This is a genomic window from Reyranella sp. (genome assembly GCF_965227665.1).
Classification (GTDB): Bacteria; Pseudomonadota; Alphaproteobacteria; order Reyranellales; family Reyranellaceae; genus Reyranella.
Map to the genome: position 1 here is coordinate 1,611,467 of NZ_OZ245767.1, position 21,630 is coordinate 1,633,096.

The window sequence follows — 21,630 nt, forward strand, 5'->3', positions numbered from 1 at the left end:
AGGAATTCATGACCCAGCCCATCATCGACGCCTTCTTCGACGAGGCGACCTACACGGTGACCTATCTGGTGACCGATCCCGAGACACACCGCGCCGCGATCGTCGACCCGGTGCTCGACTACGACCACAAGTCCGGGAAGGCCTCGCCCAGATCCGCGGAACGCGTCCTCGCGAAGGCGGCGGAACGACAGGCCGCGATCGATTGGATCCTGGAGACGCATGCCCATGCCGATCATCTGACCGCCGCGCCGCTATTGAAGGCCCGCACGGGCGCCAAGGTCGTCATCGGCGAGCACATTCGCGACGTGCAGAGGATTTTCAGGAAGGTCTTCAACGCGGCCGACGTGAGCGAGGATGGGCGCGAGTTCGACCGGCTGGTCAAGGACGGCGAGGTCCTGACGCTGGGCAACCTGCGCATCGAGGTGCTGCACCTGCCCGGCCACACGCCGGCCGACGTCGCCTACCGGATCGGCGATGCCGTGTTCGTGGGCGACACGATCTTCATGCCCGACTACGGCACGGCGCGCGCCGACTTCCCCGGCGGTGACGCGCCCACGCTCTATCGCTCGATCCGACGATTGCTCTCGCTGCCGCCCGAGACGCGCCTGTTCATGTGCCACGACTACAAGGCGCCCGGCCGCGACCAGTATGCCTGGGAGACCACGGTCGCGGACGAGCGCGCTCGCAACGTCCATGTTCATGACGGCGTGCCCGAGGCCGATTTCGTCGCGATGCGCACAAAGCGCGACGCCACGCTTGCCGCCCCCGTGCTGCTCCTGCCCTCGGTGCAGGTGAACATCCGGGCGGGTCGCCTACCGCCGCCGGATGACAATGGCCAGAGCTACCTCAAGATCCCGGTGACGCTCGTCGCGGCGTGACGATTGGCAGGACGTTTCGCCCCCGCTAGGCTCCAGGCCCAAGGGAGAAGAAACGCATGTCCAAGAAAACTGCTGCCGCCCTCGCGGGCGCGCTGATGCTGTTTGCCTCGTCGGCCTTTGCCCAGGCGGCCTGGCCCAACAAAACCATCAGGCTGGTCGCGCCCTATCCGCCGGGCGGCCAGACCGATGTCGTGTCTCGCTACTTCGCAGAGAAGCTGTCCGGCGTGCTGGGCCAGCAGGTGATCGTCGACAACAAGCCGGGCGCCAACGGCATGGTCGGCATGGAGATCGTCAAGAATCTGCCGGGCGACGGCTACACGTTCGTCTACGTCAACTCGTCGATGATGTGCATCAATCCCTACGTCTACAAGAAGATCCCCTATGACGGCTTCAAGGACTTCATGCCGGTGACCCAGCACGGGCTGGCGCCGCTCGCGATGGTCGTGCCGCCCTCGCTGGGCGTCAAATCGGTGAAGGACTTCGTTGCCTGGGCCAATGAGCGCAAGGGCAAGGTGAACTTCGCCTCGTTCGGCAACGGCTCCTCCTCGCACATCTGGGGCGAGATGCTGAACCAGGCCGAGAAGCTCGACATGACGCACGTGCCCTACAAGGGCGCCGGACCGGCGGTGCAGGACACGGTGGCCGGCCACATTCCGATGACCATCCAGGACCTCGCCGCCAGCGGCGGCGCGATCGCGGGCGGCAAGCTGACGCCGCTGGCCGTCACCTCCGCCCAGCGCTGGCCGCGCCTGCCCGACGTGCCGACCTTCGAGGAGGCCGGCTACAAGATCAACCTGACGGGTTGGAACGGCGTCATGGCGCCGGCCGGCACGCCCAAGGAGATCGTCGAACGGGTGAGCGCCGAAATCCGCAAGCTGGTGCAGACGCCCGAGGGTAAGGAGAAGCTCCTCGACATGGGCCTGATCGCCACCGGCACGACGCCGGCGGAAATGACGGAGATCATGCAGACCGGCTGCGCCGCCTGGGGCGACGCCGTGAAGCGTGCCGGCGTCGTGCCGGAATGAGCGATCGCGCCTGATCCACATCAAGGACGCAACGGCTTCCCCATGCGAGCGTCGCGCGCATGGGGAAGCGAATCCTGATCCTGAACGGGCATCCCGACACGTCCCGCAAGGGCCTGTGCGGTGCTTTGGCCGACGCCTATGCCGAGGGGGCCGCCTTGGGTGGGCACACGGTCGAACGGCTCGACATCGGGGCGCTGCAGTTCGACCTGATGCGCTCCCAGGGCGAATTCGAGCACGGCACGACGCCGCCCGACATCGCGGCGGCGCAGGAGGCGATCAGCCGCGCCGAACATCTGGTGGTCGTGTTTCCGCTGTGGCTGGGCGACATGCCGGCCCTGCTCAAGGGCTTCTTCGAACAGGCGCTGCGGCCGGGCTTCGCGTTCTCCTATCGCCCCAACGGCTTCCCGGAGAAACATCTCGGCGGGCGCACCGCCCGGATCGTCGTGACGATGGGCATGCCGGAGATCCTGTACCGCTGGTACTTCCGCGCGCACGCTGTGAAGAACCTGAAGCGCAACATCCTGGGTTTCGTTGGTTACGCGCCGGTGCGCGACACGATCGTCGGCGGCGTCGCAACGGCCAAGCCCGCGACCATGGCCCGCCACTTCGACACCATCCGCGCCCTCGGCCGATCCGCGCGCTGAGCTAGCGCCGCGACAGGCGGTCGAGCGCTGCCGCGATTGACTCGCGCGTCGCGGCGGGCTGCTCGGCGATCGCACGGCCCAGCAGGTCGAGCTGACGGCGCAGCGTGTGCACCTGGTCGACCAGGTCGACCACCGTCTCCACCGACTCGTCGTCGAAGCCCAGCTCGTCGACCAGTTCGCCCAGCAGTCGCGCACGCGCCACGTCGATCTGCTCGAAGTGCCAACCGTCGCCGCTCCCGGCCGGCCGCAGCAGGCCACGCGAAACCCAGCGCTCGACATGGACTTCCGTCAGCTGACCGTGCTGGCGCAGCAGTTCGTCCAACGTCGTCATGTGAACTGCTCCATCTCCTTGCGTGGATCGTAGGCGCGACCGGCTTCCCAGCCCTCCAGGAATTGCTTGAGCTTGTCGTCCGGCGTCTCGGGCAGGACGACCTTCAGCTTCACATATTGATCGCCGCGCTGGCCCGACTTGCGGTCGAGCAGGCCGCGTCCCTTGAGCCGCAGCGACGTGCCGGTATTGGATCCGGCCGGCACGTTCAGCATCACCGCGCCGCCCACCGTCGGCACCTTCACCTTGCCGCCCAGGGCCGCCTCGGTGACCGTGACCGGCAGCTCGACATGGATGTCGTTGTCGCGCGGCTGGAAGAAGGCGTGCGGGTCGACATGGATCTCGACATAGGCGTCGCCGGCCGGACGACCCTGGCTGCCGGGCATGCCCTGGCCCTTGAGGCGCAGGGTCTGGCCGTCGGTCGTGCCCTCGGGCACGTCGATGTCGAGCGTCTTGCCGTCGGGAAGCGTCACACGCTGCTTGCCGCCGCGCGCCGCCACAAGGAAAGGCACGCGCAGGCTGTAGGTGACGGGCATGCCGCCCATGTCGAAGCCGTCGCCACCGAAGCCAGGGCCAGGGCCACCGCCCCGGCGCTGGCCGAACATCTCGGAGAAGATGCCGCCCATGTCGACGAACGATTCGTGGCCGCCGGCATGTTCGTACTTGCCGCCGCGGCCGCCGGCCTGGTCTCGGTAGAAGCCGCGCGGTGGCATTTCCTGGCCGGTGCCGTCGATCTCGCCCGCGTCGAAGCGCCGGCGTTTCTCCGGATCGGAGAGAATGTCGTTGGCCTGGCCGATCTCCTTGAACTTGGCTTCGGCCGCCTTGTCGCCGGGATTGAGGTCGGGGTGGTGCTTCTTGGCGAGCTTGCGGAACGCCTTCCGGATATCGTCCTCGGAGGCAGTCCTCGGCACGCCCAGAACGGAATAAGGATCTGTCATAGCCCTACAGATGTGACGTGTATTGCGAGCTTACAAGAGCTTTGTGACAGTCGCTCACAGGCCAAGCACAGCCTTGGCGATGATGTTGCGCTGGATCTCGTTGGAGCCGGCATAGATCGTCGAGGCCCGGTTGTTGAGATAGAGCGGCATGGCGCTGATGCCCCACTCGGGCGTCACGGTCGGCGCGTTGTGGCCGAGCTCGCGCGCCTCCGGTTCGAACGGCGCGGCATACCAGGCCAGCGCCTCGACCCCGAGATGGTCGAGTTTCTGCAGGGTCTCGCTGCCCCTGATCTTCATCGAGGAAGAGACGGCACCGGGATTGCGGCCGCGGCTGAGGTCGGACAGGACCTGCATCTCGATCATCTCCAGCGCCTGGATGTCCATCTCGGCCTCCGCCAGCCGCTCGATGAAGCCGCGCTCGGCGATCAGGCTTCCCGACCCGTCGGCCGCCTCCTCACGGGCGATGCGTTTCACATCGTCGAGGCGGGCATAGAGGTTCGGCGTGTAGGCATCCCCGCCGCGCTCGAACTCGAGCAGGTACTTGGCGACCGTCCAGCCCGCGTTCTCGGGTCCGATGCGGTTGGCGACCGGGGTGCGGACATTGTCGAAGAAGACCTGGTTGACCTCGTGGTCGCCGGCCAGGGTCAGGATCGGCGCGACAGTGAGCCCCGGTGTCGTCATCGAATCGATCAGGACGAAGGAGATGCCGTCCTGCGGCTTGCCCTCCGTGGAAGTGCGCACCAGGCAGAACATGTGGTCGGCCACATGGGCGCCGGTCGTCCAGATCTTGGTGCCGTTGATGACGTAGTCGTCGCCGTCGCGTTCGGCGCGGGTCCTGAGGCTGGCGAGGTCGGAGCCCGATCCCGGCTCGGAATAGCCCTGGCAGAAGGTGATGTCGCCCGACACGATGCGCGGCAGGTACTTTTCCTTCTGCTCCGCCGTGCCGAACTTCATGATCACCGGCCCGACCATGCGCAGGCCCATGGAGAAGACGCGAGGCGCGTCGGCGGCGATGCATTCGCGGCTGAAGATGTAGCGCTGGGTCGCGCTCCAGCCGGTCCCGCCATATTCCTTCGGCCAGCTCGGCGCCGACCAGCCGCGGCGGGCCAGGATCTTGTGCCACCGCATCCCTGCCGCATAATCCGAGAACACACCGGCCGTCTTGCGCCCGGCCTCCCGCAGATCCTCGGTCAGGGTCTCGTCGAGGAACCGGCGAACGTCGCTGCGGAACTCTTCATCTTCTTTGCTGAGCGCCAGATCCATCGAACTTCCTCCGCTTTTCTTGCCGGAGAGGCTAGCGACCGCGGCCGCCACCCGTCCAGTGGCGTGCAGACACGAGCGCTCGATGGGCGGTATGGTTCTTGCCTCTGAAGCGTAACGAACGCGGAGGTCGCCGTGGCCCGACTGGTTGGTCTGATCGCCCTTCTCTTCCTCGCGCTGCCGGCGGCGGCACAGGAGCGCAAGGAAGTCGACCTCGCGCTGGTGCTGGCGATCGACATCTCCGGCAGCATCGATCCCGACGAGGCCCGGCTGCAGCGTCAGGGCTATGTCGAGGCCTTCAGCGACCCGGTCATCATGAGGGCGATCCTGGGCGGCAACCATGGCCGCATCGCCGTCGCCTATTTCGAATGGTCCGACTCGTGGATCCAGAAGCTGCTGATCGACTGGACCCTGCTCGATTCCGAGGCCGCCATCGCGGACTTCCGCCGCCGCCTGTCCGACGCGCCGATCTCGATCTCGCGCCGCACCTCGATCAGCGGCGCCATCCGCTATGCCATTCCCATGTACGGCCGCAGTCCCTACGACGCCGACCGCAAGGTGCTCGACATATCGGGCGATGGATCGAACAACGATGGCGGCCTGGTCACCGAGGTCCGTCACGACGCGCTGAAGGAGCGCATCATCATCAACGGCCTGCCGATCATGAACGGCCGCCCCAACCCGTTCGGCTTTCCCGCCGAGGACGACCTCGACAAGTACTACCTGCATTGCGTCACCGGCGGGCCGCGGTCCTTCGTCGAAGTGGCGCGCAGCTTCGAGGATTTCCCCCGCGCCATCCGCAAGAAGCTGCTGCAGGAGGTGGCCGACATCGGCCCGCTGAACGACTTCGACATCGGCGAACTCGGCACGACGCGCGACGGCGTCCAGCTCGCGCAATCGGGCAGCGGCGGCGCCCGCCGCACGGTCAAGGCCGACGACGATTATACGCGCTTCGTGCGGCCCGAATACGAGCTGGGCTGCGACGTGGGCGAAAGACGATCGCGCGATTTCTGGCAGCGCCGCTTCGGTGTCACGCCCGACTGAGAGGGTTTGACGGTTTTGGTGCGATCCGGATGATGTCCCTCCAACAACAATGATTGTCGGGGCATCCCGATAGAGGGAGCCCATGACCGACGCCACCGCCCAGGCGATCTATTTCTACGACCGCCATCCGATGTCGGGCGAGATCATCAAGGCCAAGCTGCGGGCCGCGCGCGGCCATCTGGAGGGCGTGAGGCCGGAAGAGCTCTGGCCGCACGACCAGGACCACTATGGCGGCATCGCTGCCACGGACGCACTGGCAGCGGCGGCCTCGATCAGTCCGGGCACGACGGTCGCGGATTTCTGTGCCGGCTTGGGCGGCACGGTGCGCTACCTCGCCCATCGCTACGGCGCCGACGTCACGGGCATCGAACTGACGCCGTCCCGGGTCGCCGCAGCGCAGGAGCTGATCGCGCTGGTCGGCCTGCAGGGGAGCGCCCGGGTCCGGCAGGGCAATGTGATGGAGGCGCCTCTGCCTGACGGCGCCGTGGAGGTGGTCGTGAGCCAGGAGGCCCTCTGCCACGTGCCGGACCGGCGGAAGACCCTGGCGGAAGCCTTCCGGGTGCTGCGGCCGGGCGGGCGGCTGGCGATGACCGACTGGATCGCCAACACGCCACTCTCGACGCAGGACGCAAAGCTCATGTGGGACGGCATGGCCATTCAGCCGTTGGAAACGCTCTCGTCATATAAAGACATTGCGAGCGCGGCCGGCTTTCGCGTTCACGCGGCGGCGGACCTCACCGACGAATGGGGGCCGATACTGGAACAGCGATTGGCCATGTATCAGCGGCTCCGCGAGGAAGCCCGTCTGGCCGGCACGCCGATGGGCCACGATGCCTTCCACGAATCCTACATCCGCTTCGTCGAACTGATCCTGCGGCGCGACCTTGGCGGTATTCGCCTGGTCGCGGTGAAACAGGACTAGGGCACGGTGCGGGGCGCGCCTCCTCCGGCAAGGGGATTGAGCTGCGCCGGTCCGAGGCCGGGATCGAAGCCACCGCCGCCAATCCCAGGACCGCCCATTCTCGGCGGTCCCCCCGGACCATTGGCGCCGCCGGGCCCGCGCGGCGCCGGTCCGCCCTGGACCGGACCGGTGGCGTTCGGTCCCTTTCCGGAATTCGCGTCGGCGAAGCCGGTCGCGGTCGCCGCCCTGTCCGCGCCACTGCCTGGCCTGCCCCCGACCGCTTCGAGCCGGCTCATGTTGACGGCGAGGCTTCCCGGCGCAGGACGCATGGCCGGTCCCGGCGCCTGGCCGCGGAGCGTGCTGACCTGAAACCCGGGCACCGTCACGCTCTGCGTCCGTCCCTGGCTGGTCATCGTCATTTCATAACCGAACATGAAGGTGGCAGTGGTCTTCGTCGGCTCGACGCTGAACATCGCAATGCCGCCGCGAATGGTCAGCGTGGCCGACGGCGTCACGACGACGACCGGCGTCTTCTTGCTGATCCTGCCGCCGACCAGGCGGAAGACGCCTTTCGTCGCGGTGATCGCGAGATCGCCCAGCTTCTGGTCCGAGTCGTAGACGAACCGGTCGAGGGTGACCTGTGCCTGGTTGCTGATCGTCAGGGCCGTTCCGTCGAGAAACAGGAGATGCGCGCGATCCGTCGCGCCCGTCGTGACGACCTCGCCCGCCGTCACGTCGATCCCGACATGCAGGATCCGCTCGATCTCGTCGGGTGGCTTGCCGGTCGGATCTCCCGTGACCGCCGAGGTGATCCCGATCCGTTGCGCGATCGCTGCACGGGGCGCTGCTGCCACGAGGGGCAATGCCAGGATTGTTGCACCCACAAGGAACGCGCCGCGAATCTTCCGCATGCAACAGCTACGCACGTGGCGGCGGCGTCATCCCCTTGGCTTCCGGTCCAATCATCCCCTGACCGCCGGCGTGCAGCGCTTGTCTGGAAGCCGACATAGGCCATGCGCCTCGGATCGGCCATCATCTTGGGATCGGCATGTCCTGCGCGCGAGCGTGGCGCAAATGCCCGCGAACATTGCAGAAATTCAATCCGCCTATTCGCCTCTGGCGGGTTGCAAACATTGATCGATCGCCGAACTCTAGATAACGTTGGCCTTAGGCAGAGGACCTTGGGAAGGGTCACCACCGTGGGCGTCGGGTTGGGCTCCGATGCACCAGGTCACGGTCTTGGTGTTGTGGGAAGGGCGTAAAGTAAATGGCTGGGCTACAACCTGGCGTCGCAACGTCCGCTACGGGCGGCGGCGACGTCGATGCGTTCGACTTCGAGGATGTGGGCGCAACGATCACCGGGCGGTTTGCCGCGAGCGCAGCCGCCGCCGCGGCTTCGGTCGCCATCGTCCAGCGCGATCAGACGACGACCTATGCCGAGCTCGATCGCCGATCCAACAAGCTCGCGCGCTACCTTGTCCGTCAAGGCGTCGGCGCCGGGGATGTGATCGCATTGCATGCCGGCCGCTCCGTCGGCTCGATCGTGGCGATTCTCGCGACCCTCAAGGTAGGCGCTGCCTACGCGCCGCTCGACCCCGCCGCACCTCCCGACTGCCTCGCCTGGCTCGTCCATGATTGCGGCGCCCGCCTCACGCTGACCGGCCGGTCCGACGCAGCGGACCTGCCAGGGCAGGTGCTCGGCCTCGATGCGGCGCTGGCGGCGTGCGAGCGCGAGGACGGATCGGCGATCGCGGATCGCTGCCGCCCCGACGACATTGCCTACCTGATGTACACGTCGGGCTCGACCGGCCGCCCGAAGGGAGCCGCCGTGCCGCATCGCGCCGTGGTCCGCCTCGTGACCGACCAGACCTACGCGCGCTTCGCCGCCGATGAGGTGTTCCTGCACGCAGCCCCACTGCCTTTCGACGCCAGCACGTTCGAGATCTGGGGCACGTTGCTGCACGGTGCGCGGGGCGTCGTCGTCGAGGAGGATCGAGCCTCCCTGCAGCAGATCGCCGACACGATAGAGGGCCACGGCGTCACTACGGCCTGGTTCACCGCCGGACTATTCCATCTCCTGGTCGACCACCAGCTCCGGGCGTTGCGGGACATGCGCCAGATCCTGGCCGGCGGCGACGTGCTGTCGCCCACCCATGTGCGGCGCGCCCTCGCCAAGCTGCCGAACTGCCAGCTCATCAATGGTTACGGCCCGACCGAGAACACGACCTTCACCTGCTGCTACCGGATCCCGACGGCCGGCTGGGGCGCCGGCCCGGTGCCCATCGGCACGCCGATCCGCGGCACATACGTGCGCCTGCTCGACGACGACATGAGTCCGGTGGCGGATGGCGAGATCGGCATGCTTTATGCTGGTGGCCTCGGCCTCGCCTCGGGCTATCTCGGGGACGCCCGCCGGTCGGCAGCCATGTTCGTGCCCGATCCCTTTCACCCCGGAGCGACGATCTATCGGACCGGCGACTTCGCACGACGACGTCCGGACGGCGCGCTCGACTACATTGGCCGGCGCGATCGTCAGGTGAAGATCGACGGCAAGCGGGTCGAGATCGGCGAGATCGAGGAGACCTTGCGACGCAGCGTCAGTATCGCCGACGCCGTCGTTACCGCGAGCAAGGTCGACGACGGCCACGTCCTCACCGCCTACATCAAGGGCGCCGCCGCCAACAGCGACCCCGCGATGCTGGCGTCGGAGGCGCGCAACGACCTGCTCGGCACGCTACCCCGGCACATGCGGCCGGCGCGCATCATCGTGCTCGACGAGTTCCCGCTCAAGAGCTGCGGCAAGGTCGACCACGACCGCCTGCCCAAGCCGGATCCGCTGCAAACCGAAACCGTGCAGCCCGCCGAGGACAACACCGAGCGCTGGCTGCGCGAGATCTTCGGCCGCAAGCTGGGCGTGCGCAACATCGGCGCCGACACCAACTTCTTCGATCTTGGCGCCACCTCGCTGAAGCTCGTCGAGGCCCATGCCGCGATCGAGCGCATATGGCCCGGCGTCAACGTGGTGGCTCTGTTCCGCCATCCCAACATCCGCGACCTGGCGCGCGCCATCGAAGGGCGCGACACTTCGCTTCAACCGGCCGCCCGCCGCCGCGCACAGCAGCAGGCGGACGCGCTGAAGAGGATGCGCCGCAGTCGGCTGGCGCGATGAGCGACGAGCTGCCGGAAAACGCCATCGCCATCGTCGGGCTGGCCGGACGCTTCCCCGGCGCCGACGACGTCGCCGAGTTCTGGGCGAACGTGCGCAGCGGCAAGACCTCGATCGGGCGCTTCACCGAAGCCGAGCTCGAGGATTCCTTCGGCCCTGACGTGCGCCACGACCCCAACTTCGTGCGGGCCCGGCCGATCCTGAAGAACGTCGACAGGTTCGACGCCGAGTTCTTCGCCATGCTGCCGCGTGAGGCCGCCCTCACCGACCCGCAGCACCGGCTGATGCTGGAATGCGCGTGGGCCGCGCTGGAAGACGCGGGCTACGATCCCGCGAAGTATCCCGGCTCGATCGGCGTATTCGCCGGCTCGAGCATGAACACCTACCTGTTGACCAACGTGCTGGCCGAGCGGCAAAGCGCCGACGGCTTCGCCAGCGACTACCAGGTCGGCTCCTACGACACGCTGCTGGGCGCGCTGTCCGACACGCTGGCCACCCGCGTCGCGTACAAGCTCAACCTGCGCGGCCCTGCGATGACGGTGCAGAGCGCCTGCTCGACCTCGCTGCTGGCCGTGGCACAGGCATGCCAGAGCCTGCTGACGTACCAATCGGACATGGCCTTGGCAGGCGGCGTCTCGATCACCTTCCCACAGAAGCGCGGCTACCTGCACCAGGAAGGCGGCATTGTCTCGCCTGATGGCGTCTGCCGGCCGTTCGACGACGGCGCTGGCGGCACCGTGTTCGGCGACGGCGTGGCCGTCGTGCTGCTGAAGCGGCTCGGCGACGCGATCGAGGACGGCGACCACATCCACGCGGTGATCCTCGGCAGCGCGGTCAACAACGACGGCGCCGACAAGGTGGGCTTCACGGCACCCAGCGTGCGCGGCCAGTCGGAGGTCATCGCTTCGGCGATCGCCGCTGCCGGCATCGACGCCTGCACCATCGGTTATGTCGAGTGCCACGGCACGGCGACGTCGCTCGGCGATCCCATCGAGTTCGACGGGCTGCTGCGCGGCTTCGGCGCGCAGAAGGTCGAGCAGCCTTACTGTGCGCTGGGCTCGGTGAAGGCCAATGTCGGCCATCTCGATGCCGCCTCCGGCGCGACCGGCCTGATCAAGGCGGTGATGGCGCTGCAGCATCGCGAGATCCCGCCGCTCACCAATTTCACGCGCCCCAACCGGCACCTCGATCTCGCCGGCAGCCCCTTCTACTTCCCCGTGACGGCGGTGCCCTGGGCGCAGGGCACCACGCCGCGCCGTGCCGGCGTGAGTGCGTTCGGCGTCGGCGGCACCAACGTCCACGTGGTCCTGGAAGAAGCGCCGCAACCCGCGCGGCGGCCGACGTTGGCCGCCCACGGCCACATCCTGCCGCTCTCGGCACGCAACGATACGGCGCTGAGCGAGGCCGCAACCGCCTTGGCCGACCATCTCGAGCAGGCTCCCGCCGCGCAAATCGAGGACGTCGCCCACACCCTCCAGACCGGCCGCCGAGCCTTCGGCCGCCGCGTCACGGTCACCGCCGACTCGCGCGAGGACGCGATCAGGGCATTGCGCTCACTGCCGCCCGCCACCACGGCCCAGGGACGGCCGCCGCTCGTGTTCATGTTCCCCGGCCAGGGCGCGCAGCATGCCGGTATGGCGCGCGACCTCCATCGCGACCACGCGCTGTTCCGCCGGCTGGTCGACGAGGGCATCGCCATCGCGGGGCCGCTCGTCGGCGACGGGCTGAAGGCGCTGCTCCTCGACCCGCAGGCCACGGATGGTGACGCGACGCTCCATGCGCAGCCCGGCCTCTTCATCTTCGAGTACGCGCTGGCGCGGCTCTATATGTCCTGGGGCCTCGAGCCCGATACCATGGTGGGCCACAGTGTCGGCGAGTTCGTCGCGGCGTGCCTCAGTGGCGTCTTCACCTTCGAGGAAGGCTGCCTTTTGGTTTCCGAGCGGGCGCTGGCGATGCAGGCCATGCCGCCGGGCGCGATGCTGGCGGTCCGCCTGCCCGAAGCCGAGCTGCGCGCCGAGCTGGGCGACTCGCTCGACCTTGCCGCCATCAATGCGCCCCAGCTCGTGGTCGCCGCAGGGCCCAAGGCCGACATCGATGCCCTGAACGCCCGCCTCGCCGCGCGCGGCGTGATATGCCGGCCGCTCGCCGTCAGCCACGCCTTCCATTCGCGCGCGCTCGATCCGGCACTGCCGGCCATCGAACGCGCTGCGGCTGCGGTCGCGCTGAAGGCACCGCAGCGTGCCTTCGCCTCCAGCGTCACGGGCGGCTGGGCGAGTGCGGCGCAGGCGACCGATCCGGGATACTGGGCGCGCCACGGCCGCGAGCCGGTGCGCTTCGCCGACGCGCTGGCCACGGTGGCACGCGACCAGCCGTTCCTGCTGGAGGTCGGTCCGGGCCGCAACCTCGCGGGCCTGGCGGCACAGATCGTCGACCGCCGGTCCTTGCGCGGCGTGGCATCGAGCCTGCCCGACGCCGAGACCGAGGATCTGCGCGAGGCGCTGGGGGCTCTCTGGAGCGCGGGCATCGACATCGACTGGAACAAGGTCGGCGCGCCCGAGGGGCGGCGGATTCCACTGCCGACCTACCGTTTCCAGCGCACGCGGCACTGGATCGAACGCACTCCGCGCCGCGCCGCAGCGCCCATGCCGGCGATCGGGGCGGAGCCGGTCGCGGCAGCAGCACCCGCCGCCGCGTCGGCGTCGCGTCTGGAGACCTTGCAGGCCGAGATCGTCGGCATTCTCGAGCACCTGTCGGGCGCGGCGGACATCGCTCCGCGCGAGACCTTCGTGGACCTGGGTTTCGACTCACTGCTGCTGGGCCAGGTCGCGCGCGCCGTCGAGCGCAAGTTCAGGATGCGGATCACCTTCCGCCAGCTCCTGAAGGACACGCCGTCGGCGGCGGCCCTCGCCCGCCATCTCGAAGCGACCCTGCCGACCGATGCGGTGCAGCCAAAGCCCGAGGCCGCGCCCCTCGCCGCCGCTCCTCCACCGGCCGACGATGGCGAGGCGCGGGTGCGGCTCTACCGGCCGTCCTCGGCCAGGGTGCCGAGCACGCTGAGCAACGCCCAGCGCGACTATGTCGAGACGCTGGTGCGCCAGATCAACGAGCGTACGCCGCTCTCCAAGGCCAGGACGCAGCGCGACCGCGCGGCGCTGGCCGATCCGCGCACCGCCGCGGGCTTTCGCCAGGAGTGGAAGGAACTCGTCTATCCGGTGATCGCGGCCAGCGCCAAGGGCTCGAAGATCCGCGACATCGACGGCAACGACTATGTGGACCTCGTGAACGGCTACGGCCAGACCCTGTTCGGCCACTCGCCCGACTTCGTGACCGAGGCGATCGTGGCGCAGCTCAGGGACGGCTTCCCGATCGGCCCGCAGAGCCCGCTGGCCGGCGAGGTCGCGTCGCTGGTTTCCGAGATGACCGGCTGCGAGCGCGTCACCTTCTGCAACACCGGCTCCGAGGCGGTGATGGCCGCGATGCGCGTGGCGCGCGCCGTCACGGGACGCGAGCGCGTCGTGGTGTTCGCCCACGACTATCATGGCCAGTTCGACGAGGTGCTGGTGCAGGCGGGCGGTGGTGCGGCACGCGTCGCAGTGCCGGTGGCGCCAGGGATCCCGCCCGAGTCCGTGGCCAACATGACGGTGCTGCCTTACGGCGACCGCCGCAGCCTCGACTGGATCGAGGCCAACGGTGAGGTGATCGCCGCCGTCATGGTCGAACCGGTGCAGAGCCGACATCCCGACCTCCGGCCCCAGGAATTCCTGCAGAAGCTGCGGGCGCTCACCGAGGCCAGCGGCTCGGCGCTGGTGTTCGACGAGATCGTCACCGGTTTCCGCGTCCATCCGGGCGGCATGCAGGCGGTATTCGGCATCCGAGCCGACATGGCGACCTACGGCAAGGTGGTGGGCGGCGGTATGCCAATCGGCATCCTGGCCGGCAAGGCGCGCTTCATGGATGCGCTCGACGGCGGCATGTGGCGGTACGGCGACGACTCGATGCCCGAGACGGCGCCGACCTTCTTCGCCGGCACCTTCGTGCGCCATCCGCTGACGCTCGCGGCCAGCAAGGCGGTACTCCTGCATCTCAAGATCGAAGGGCCGGCGCTGCAGGAGACTCTCGCCGCGCGCATGGGCGGGCTGGTGGAACGGCTGAACGGCGAGCTGCAGCGGCGCGGACTCGCGACGCGCCTCGAAGCCTATTCGAGCTGGTTCCACGTGAACTTCGCGGCCGAAGGGCCGCTCGCCGCCCTGTTCTGGCCGCAGATGCGCCAGCTCGGCGTCCATGTGCAGGACGGCTATCCCTGCTTCCTGACGACGGCCCATTCCGATGCCGATATCGCCACCATCGAGCGCGCCTTCACGGCGACGCTCGACGCGCTGGAGCGCGGCGGCATCCTCGATGCGGTGCGCCATGCAGCGGGCGAGTCAGCGCCGCTCACCGAGCCGCAGCTCGAGATCCTGGCGGCCGCCCAGCTCGGTGACGATGCTTCCTGTGCCTTCAACGAGGGCGTGAGTGTCGAACTCGTGGGCGAAATCGACCCGGCGGGCCTCGCGGCGGCGCTGAACGCCGTCGTGGCGCGCCATCAGGCGCTGCGCGGCCATGTCGACCGCTCGGGCGAGCGCATGCACTTCGCGCCCAACCTCACACTCGACCTTCCCGTGCGCGACCTCTCGCACGAGGCCGATCCGGCAGCCACTCTGGCCGGGCTGGTCGACGTCGATGCACGCACTGCTTTCGACATGTGGAACGGCCCGCTCGTCCGTGCCGCGCTCGTGCGGCTGGCAGCGGACCGCCATATGCTGGTCTTCACCGCACATCACATCGTCTGCGATGGTTGGTCGGTGAACATCGTGCTGAACGATCTCGCCGCGCTCTATCGCGCGGCGCGTGCCGGCGCGACCGCCGACCTCGGACCGGCGTCGCGCTTCGCCGACTACGCGGCGGCGCAGACGGAGACCCAGGACGCGCGCGCCCAGGACCTTGCCTGGTGGGCCCGCCAGTTCGCCGACCTGCCGCCGCTGCCCGACCTGCCGGTAGACCGGCCGCGGCCGCCGCTCCGCTCCTTCGCCGGCGCCACTTACACGACGCGGTTCGATGGCGGCCTCCACGCCGCGATCCGCAAGACCGGCGCGGCGAGCGGTACGACGCTCTTCTCCGTCCTGTTCACCGCGCTGCAGGCCGTACTCGGCCGCCTCGCCAACGCCTCCGACGTGGTGATGGGCGTGCCGGTCGCCGGCCAGTCGGTCGACGACCAACCCGCCCTCGTCGGCCATTGCGTGCAGATGCTCCCCTTCCGCGCGGCCGTGGACTGGCAGGCGCCGTTCGATCGCCACGTCGAGGCGGTGGCGCAGCGCCTGCTCGACGGCTTCGACCATGCGCACTGTACCTACGGCACGCTAGTACGCGCGCTGCCGATACAGCGGGTCGCCAATCGACTGCCGCTCACCGAAATCCAGTTCAACCTGGAGAAGGTTGCCGACGCGCTCGACTTCGGTGGCCCCAGGGTCTCGGTCACGCCCAACGGCAAGGCCGCAGTGAATTTCGACCTGTTCGTGAACATAATCGAGTCCGCTTCCGGCCTCCGGATCGATTGCGACTACAACAGCGACCTCTACGATGAGGAGACGGTCGCACGGTGGATGGTGCATTACCGGCGACTGCTCGAGGGTCTCGTCGCGGCGCCGGCCACGACCATGGCCGCGCTGCCGCTGCTCACCCCCGCGCAGGAGCGCTTCGTCCTCGACGAGGTCAACGACAGCGCGGCGGTCTATCCGCGCGAAAGTTGCCTACACGAGCTGTTTGCCGCGCAGGTGGCGAAGACGCCAGACGCCGTCGCCGTCGTCGACCGTAGGGGCTCGCTGACCTACGCCGAGCTCGACCGGCAATCGACGCGGCTCGCACAGGAGATGCTGGGCGTCTGCGAGAGGCGCCACGGCCGGATCGCCATCGCGGTCGACCGCTCGCGCCTGCTGCCGGTCGCGCTGCTCGCCGCCCTGAAATCGGGCCACGCCTACGTGCCGCTCGACGCAAGCCAGCCGATCGAGCGGTTGAAGCAGATCGCGATCGCCGCCCAGATCGACGGCCTTGTCTGCCAGGATGACCGAATCGCAGGGATTGCGCCTTATGCTTTCGCGCTGCGCGCCGACCGGCTCCCCCTCGACGAGGTGCTGCAGCGCCATCCCCTGCCCAAGGTGGCGGCTGATGCAACGGCCTACGTTCTTTTCACGTCGGGCTCGACCGGCACGCCCAAGGGCGTCGAGGTCGGCCATCGCTCGCTCACCAACCTGATCACCGACGTGGTCCGCCGGCTCGAACTCACGGCGAGCGACGTCACGATCGGCTCCAGCGCCATCACTTTCGACGTGGCCGCCACCGAGCTCTTTGCGCCGCTGGTGAGCGGCGGCCGTCTCGTGCTGAGCGAGGCGGACGAGGTGAGGACCGGCGTCGAGCTGATCCACCTCGCCGGGGAATCGGCGGCCACGCTGATGCAGGCGACGCCGACCCTGTGGCGTATGCTGCTCGAGGCGGGCTTCACCTCGTGGCCCGGCCTGCGCATGATCACCGTCGGCGAGGCGATCTCGCGCGCCACCGTCGACCGGTTAATCGAGGGCGGCGGGCGGCTGTGGAACCTCTACGGCCCGACCGAGACCACGATCTACTCCTCGGGCCGGGAGATGCTGCCGGGCGAGACCGAGGTCACGATCGGCCGGCCGCTTGCCAACCAGCGCCTCTACGTACTCGACGACCGTAACCAGCTGGCGCCGCCGGGCACGGTCGGCAACCTGTTCATCGGCGGCGACGGACTGGCCAAGGGATACTTCGACCGCAGCGACCTGACCGACGCCGCCTTCCGCAACCTCGCGCTGGCCGGCCGCGTGCCGCAGCGTCTCTACCGCACCGGCGACCTCGCCCGCCTGCTGCCGTCGGGCGAGTTCGAGTTGCACGGGCGCATCGACCATCAGGTGAAGCTGCGCGGCTTCCGGATCGAGCTCGAGGAGATCGAAACAGTGCTGCGCCAGGCGTCCGGCGTGCGCGACGCCGCCGTGGTTCTGCGCACCGACATCGGCCCCGATCCTCTGCTGGTCGGCTACGTGACAGGCGATGCGCGCGCGCCCCAGCTCTCGGCCTTCCTCGCCGACCGGCTACCGGCCTACATGGTGCCGTTGCGCTGGGTAACGCTCGATGCGCTGCCGCGCACGCCGAATGGCAAGACCGACCACACCGCGCTGCCCTTGCCCGTACCGGCCGCCGCGTCGCCGGTCAGCAGCCCGCCGCGCACACCGCTCGCGGGCCGCATCGCCGCAGTGTGGGCGGCCGTCATCGGCCTGCCCACGGTCGGCGCGCACGACCCGCTGTTCGCCCTGGGGGCGGATTCACTTCAGGTGTTCCGCATCGCCGCCCAGCTCGAGCGGGAGGGGATCGCGGTCAGCGCACGCGAGCTGATGAAGAACCCGACGGTTGCCGCTCTCGCGGAAGCGATCGATGGCACGCCGGCGGCGTCGCGAGAGGCCAACGTCCGTCGTGGCCCCGCTCTTGCCGACTTCCGGCACGGCGCGCGGCGGCGGACACTTAAGTCGTGAGCATGGGGGAACATGGCGACACGCTGACGCCGGCGCACCCGCAGGCGTTCGCCTGCACGATGCTGCAGGAACGCTTCTTCGCCCAGCAGCGCAGCCGCGGACCGCAGGGACTGAACATCGCCATGCGCTGGCTGGTGACCGGGGAGCTGTCGCATGCCGCAGCGGAGGGCGCGCTGCAGGCGCTGGTGCGCCGGCACGAGATCCTGCGCACCTCGTTCCGCGAGATCGACGGCCGGCTGGCTCAGGAGGTGCATCCGTCCTGCCCGGTGAAGCTGAATACCATTGACCTGACGGCGCTGCCGGCCGAGGAGCACGAGTCGCGCGCCGAGGAGATCGCTCGCGCCGAAGCCGTGGCGCCGATCGATCCCGCGGTGGCGCCGCTTCTGCGCTCCAGCCTGCTGCGACTGGCGCCCGACCGTAGCGTCCTGCTGCTCACCCTGCATTCGCTGGTCTGCGACGGGTGGTCGACCGGCTTGATCGTCCGCGAGCTGCGCGCGGCCGCCGAGGCGATCGACGACGGCCGCGCGCCCGACGCCACACCGCCCGACCTGCAGTTCGCCGACTACGCTGCCTGGCAGAACGAGCTGCTGGCGAGTGGCGAACTCGACGAGGCGCGCGCCTACTGGATGCGGCAGCTCCGCGGCGCTTCGGCCACCCCCGTGCCGGCCGACCACGGCCTGCCCGCCGGCGCGCGGCCCGGCGAGCGCAGCAACATCACCTCGCTGCTGCTGCCGGGTGAACTCAGCGCGGCGTTCGAGAGCTTCGCGCGGAAGCATGACGCCACGCTGTTCGGCCTGGCCGTGGCGGCGCTGGGGCTGATGCTGCATCGCGTGACGGGGAGCGCCGAAATCGTGTTCGGCTCCCAGGTCGCCAACCGCGAGGAGCCCGAGGCCGCGGAGCTGATCGGGCCGACGGTGAACTCTATCACCCTCTGCCTGCCGGTCGACGACGCCACGACCCTGCACGGCTTCGTCGGCGTCGCCAACGAGCGCGTCCAGGAAGCGCTGCGCCACCAGCGCCTGCCGTTCGAGATCGCCGAGAACTTCGCCGCGCGCCGCGACGGGCAACCGCTGCACGCCGCCAACCTCGTGCTGCACCGCTCCTATTCGGGCACCACCGAGACCGAGCGCGACGGCGCAGGCCGCTTCGGCCTGGTCTCGCTGCCTTCCTTCTCGTCGGGCACGCAGTGGCCACTCAACTTCTACATGATCGGCCGCGACGAAGGCTGGCGCCTGTCCTGCGAGGCCGATGCCGGCCTCTACGAGCCGGCCACCGTCAAGGCGCTGCTGGACGCTTGGCGCCTCTGCCTCGAGACTCTCGCGACCGCGGCCGACGGGCCGCTGGCGGCGAACGTGGCTCTGGCCGGCATCGCGGCCCCCAGCGGGACGTTGCCGTCGGGGCGCCCGGCCGTGGCGCGTGGCGAGCCCATCCCGGTGCACGAGCCGGAACGGCAGGTCGTGCGCTTCCACGAGGACGGTCCGCGCACGCCGATGATCGTGCTCAACAACCGCTCGGTCTATTTTCAGCTGGCGCGCCAGCTCGGCGAGCAGCGGCCCTTCACCGACATCCTGATGTACCACCAGGACGGACCGGTCGATCTCGACGCCTACACGTTCGAGGACTTCGGCGCCTATGCGGTGCGGCTGATCCGCTGGGCGCAGCCGCGCGGCCCCTACATCCTGGGCGGCCACTGCGTCTATGGCGTGCTGGCCTTCGAGGCGGCGCGCCAGCTCACGGCGATGGGCGAGAAGGTGCCGCTGGTCGCGCTGTTCGACAGCTGGGGGCCCGGCTATCGCGAGACCATGTCGCGCTGGGAGCGCGTGCTGCGCCGCCAGCAACTGCGCCTCGACCGGTACAAGAAGCGCGTCACGCGGTTCCGCAAGGGCGAGGTCGGCTTCGACGAGCTGGTGCGCAAGCCGGTGCTCTACCATCTCGGCCTGCTGCCCCAGGAAGCGGGACCGACGCGGCAGGCACTGGTCGGCGAGTGGTTCGACGACTATCTCTACAGCAAGGTCGCGCAGTACCGGCCGACGCCCTATGCCGGCGACGTCGTGCTGTTCCGCAGCAACGAGCCGCTGCGCGGCCGGCTGTTCGACGAGCACATGGGCTGGAAGCCCCTGGTCGCCGGCAAGTTCGCCAAGGTCGACGTGAACAGCGGCCATTTCGACATGTTCCGCGAGCGGCCAGCGGCCGAGATCGCAACCGTCTTGCGTCCGCTGTGACCCTCCTCCGCCTATTCGTCCTCGCTGTGCTCGTCGTCGTCGGGGTCATGGCGGCCGGCTGGTACGTCCTCGTGCCGCACTCGCCGACGCCCGGCGGTCCCGACGCGGTCGCGGAGAGCAACGCCACGCTGAAGGACGCCAACGGGCAGCTGCTCGTCGTGACGATCTGGCAGCCGCGCGAGCTCAAGGGGCCGGCGCCGCTGGTCCTCTATTCGCCGGGCTGGGGCGGAACGCGCGCGCAGAGCCGCGCGCAGGTCGAGAATCTCGCGAGCAACGGCTTTGTCGTCGTGGGCATCGATGACCATGCAAGCGACCGCGCCACCGACCCCGACAAGGGCGTCTCGTTGGAGCTGCTCACCGAGGCGCAGACAGTGGAGTCGATACGGCGCGCGGAGCGCCATGTCACCACCCAGGGCAACCGCATTGTCGAGGTTCTGGCGGCGCTGCGCGACGGCCAGCTTCCCGACCTCGCCGACCGGATCGCCCTCGACCGCGTCGGCGTGCTCGGCATGTCGATCGGCGGCCCCTCTGGCCTCGCGGCCGCGTCCAAGGACCCGCAGATCGTCGCGGTCTACAATCTCGATGGCGGCCTGTTCGGCCCTGCCGCCCGTCGCATCGGCGTGCCGAACTATTTCCTGATGTCGAGCCGCGAGGCCTTTCCCTCCGATGCCGATCTTGCCTCACCCGATGCATTCACGCGCAACTACGCCAGGGTGAGTGCCCTCGACATCCCGCACAACAGTCTTCGCATGGAGCGACCGCACGGCTACTGGGCGCAGATCGCGGCTGCTGATCACGACGACCTCGCTGATGGCTTGTTCCGGATGCGCCGCCATCTGCCGATCCGCACGAACTTCGAACGTACGGATATCAACGAGGCGATCGGCAGGACCCAGGCCGCGTTCTTCCGAGGCGCCCTGCTGCGCGACGAGGCGGCCCTCCGGGCGTTGCTCGTCCGCAGCGATCAGACGTTGCGCTGGATCAGCCCGAGTTCGCCGCCGCCGGGTACCGCCACGGCGCGGCAGTAGTCGCCCGGCTCGAGGTGCAGCCACCAGGCATCCGGCGAATCGGGCGGCGCCACGGCCATGACGGGGCGCGGCCCGTCGATCGAGACCGCGAAGCCGTCGAGCGGCAGCGCGAGGCCGAGGCCGATCGCCTTCACCACCGCCTCCTTGAGCGTCCAGATTCGGAAGAAGGCCTGCTGCGGGTCCCGATGCCGCTCGATGGCGCCGACCTCTTCGGGATGGAAGTAGCGTCGCGCGAGGTCGAGATGGTCGACGACGCGCATCATCTCGAGGTCGGCACCGATTTCCGGGCCGTCGCTCACCGCCAGCAGCGCGCGATCCTGCGAATGGCTGAGGCTGAAATGCACGCCCGGATGGTCGGCGAGCCGTGGTTTGCCGAACTCGTTCAGCAGGAAGACGAGGCTACGGGGATCGCGGCCGAGATGGTGGCCGAGCAGTGCGCGGAGCTGGGCGCGCGCCGCCACGAAGCGACGCTTCAGCAACGGACCGACGAAGCGTTGCGCGCGGTCGCGCTCCTCATCGGTAAGCAGGGTCTCGCCGCCCAGCGGCTCTTCGTCGAGAGACCAGGCCCAGAGTTGGATGTCGTGTCGGCTCATGCTACGGCCGCGATCTTGGACAC

14 protein-coding genes are annotated in these 21,630 nt (G+C 68.9%); 9 read left to right on the forward strand and 5 right to left on the reverse strand.

Annotation, left to right across the window (positions count from 1 at the left end; translation table 11 throughout):
- Window positions 1–8: 8 nt before the first annotated feature.
- The 3 genes from ACO07I_RS07765 to ACO07I_RS07775 are packed head-to-tail and all read left to right on the forward strand — an operon-like array spanning window position 9 to window position 2,547.
- Window positions 9–878 (forward strand): MBL fold metallo-hydrolase, encoded by an 870-nt coding sequence (locus tag ACO07I_RS07765; protein ID WP_422015966.1) that lies wholly within the window; start codon window positions 9–11, stop codon window positions 876–878.
- Between the two features lie 56 nt (window positions 879–934).
- The gene (locus ACO07I_RS07770; protein ID WP_422015968.1) at window positions 935–1,903 is read left to right on the forward strand and encodes a Bug family tripartite tricarboxylate transporter substrate binding protein; all 969 of its coding nucleotides are present in this window, start codon (window positions 935–937) and stop codon (window positions 1,901–1,903) included.
- Window positions 1,904–1,962: 59 nt separating this feature from the next.
- Complete coding sequence (locus ACO07I_RS07775) at window positions 1,963–2,547, forward strand: NAD(P)H-dependent oxidoreductase (protein WP_422015970.1); 585 nt, start codon at window positions 1,963–1,965, stop codon at window positions 2,545–2,547.
- Window position 2,548: 1 nt separating this feature from the next.
- Here ACO07I_RS07775 and ACO07I_RS07780 read toward each other — a convergent pair whose 3' ends face one another.
- Genes ACO07I_RS07780 through ACO07I_RS07790 form a run of 3 tightly spaced genes read right to left on the reverse strand, consistent with a single transcriptional unit; the run spans window position 2,549 to window position 5,076 of the window.
- Window positions 2,549–2,878, reverse strand: coding sequence for a transcriptional regulator (locus tag ACO07I_RS07780; RefSeq protein WP_422015972.1), 330 nt, complete (start codon window positions 2,876–2,878; stop codon window positions 2,549–2,551).
- Window positions 2,875–3,813, reverse strand: coding sequence for a DnaJ C-terminal domain-containing protein (locus ACO07I_RS07785; protein WP_422015974.1), 939 nt, complete (start codon window positions 3,811–3,813; stop codon window positions 2,875–2,877). Before ACO07I_RS07785 ends, ACO07I_RS07780 begins: the two co-directional genes overlap by 4 nt.
- A 54-nt stretch (window positions 3,814–3,867) precedes the next feature.
- Window positions 3,868–5,076, reverse strand: a complete 1,209-nt coding sequence (locus tag ACO07I_RS07790; RefSeq protein WP_422015976.1) for an acyl-CoA dehydrogenase family protein — start codon at window positions 5,074–5,076, stop codon at window positions 3,868–3,870.
- A 132-nt stretch (window positions 5,077–5,208) separates the two neighbouring features.
- Here ACO07I_RS07790 and ACO07I_RS07795 point away from each other — a divergent pair, with 132 nt between their 5' ends.
- Both ACO07I_RS07795 and ACO07I_RS07800 read left to right on the forward strand, forming a co-directional pair.
- A complete protein-coding gene (locus tag ACO07I_RS07795; protein ID WP_422015978.1) occupies window positions 5,209–6,117 on the forward strand; it encodes a DUF1194 domain-containing protein in 909 nt (302 codons plus the stop codon).
- 82 nt (window positions 6,118–6,199) lie between these two features.
- Window positions 6,200–7,039 (forward strand): class I SAM-dependent methyltransferase, encoded by an 840-nt coding sequence (locus ACO07I_RS07800; RefSeq protein ID WP_422015980.1) that lies wholly within the window; start codon window positions 6,200–6,202, stop codon window positions 7,037–7,039.
- On the opposite strand, the gene ACO07I_RS07805 is transcribed toward ACO07I_RS07800, so the two are convergent.
- Entirely contained in the window at window positions 7,036–7,872 is an 837-nt protein-coding gene (locus ACO07I_RS07805; RefSeq protein ID WP_422015982.1) for a FecR family protein, read from the reverse strand. The two genes, ACO07I_RS07800 and ACO07I_RS07805, sit on opposite strands and share 4 nt — an antisense overlap.
- A 413-nt stretch (window positions 7,873–8,285) precedes the next feature.
- On the opposite strand from ACO07I_RS07805, the gene ACO07I_RS07810 reads away from it, so the two are divergent.
- The 4 genes from ACO07I_RS07810 to ACO07I_RS07825 are packed head-to-tail and all read left to right on the forward strand — an operon-like array spanning window position 8,286 to window position 21,014.
- Window positions 8,286–10,187 (forward strand): amino acid adenylation domain-containing protein, encoded by a 1,902-nt coding sequence (locus ACO07I_RS07810; RefSeq protein WP_422015984.1) that lies wholly within the window; start codon window positions 8,286–8,288, stop codon window positions 10,185–10,187.
- Window positions 10,184–17,764 (forward strand): amino acid adenylation domain-containing protein, encoded by a 7,581-nt coding sequence (locus tag ACO07I_RS07815; RefSeq protein ID WP_422015986.1) that lies wholly within the window; start codon window positions 10,184–10,186, stop codon window positions 17,762–17,764. The genes ACO07I_RS07810 and ACO07I_RS07815 overlap by 4 nt, the downstream gene beginning before the upstream one ends.
- A 2-nt stretch (window positions 17,765–17,766) precedes the next feature.
- Window positions 17,767–19,986 carry a condensation domain-containing protein gene (locus tag ACO07I_RS07820; protein ID WP_422018191.1) on the forward strand — a complete coding sequence of 740 codons (2,220 nt, stop codon included), beginning with the start codon at window positions 17,767–17,769 and terminating at the stop codon, window positions 19,984–19,986.
- Window positions 19,983–21,014 (forward strand): hypothetical protein, encoded by a 1,032-nt coding sequence (locus tag ACO07I_RS07825; protein WP_422015988.1) that lies wholly within the window; start codon window positions 19,983–19,985, stop codon window positions 21,012–21,014. The genes ACO07I_RS07820 and ACO07I_RS07825 overlap by 4 nt, the downstream gene beginning before the upstream one ends.
- On the opposite strand, the gene ACO07I_RS07830 is transcribed toward ACO07I_RS07825, so the two are convergent.
- On the reverse strand, window positions 20,951–21,607 hold the full coding sequence (locus ACO07I_RS07830) for a 4'-phosphopantetheinyl transferase family protein (protein WP_422015990.1): 657 nt from the start codon (window positions 21,605–21,607) through the stop codon (window positions 20,951–20,953). The genes ACO07I_RS07825 and ACO07I_RS07830 overlap by 64 nt on opposite strands.
- Between the last annotated feature and the right edge of the window lie 23 nt (window positions 21,608–21,630).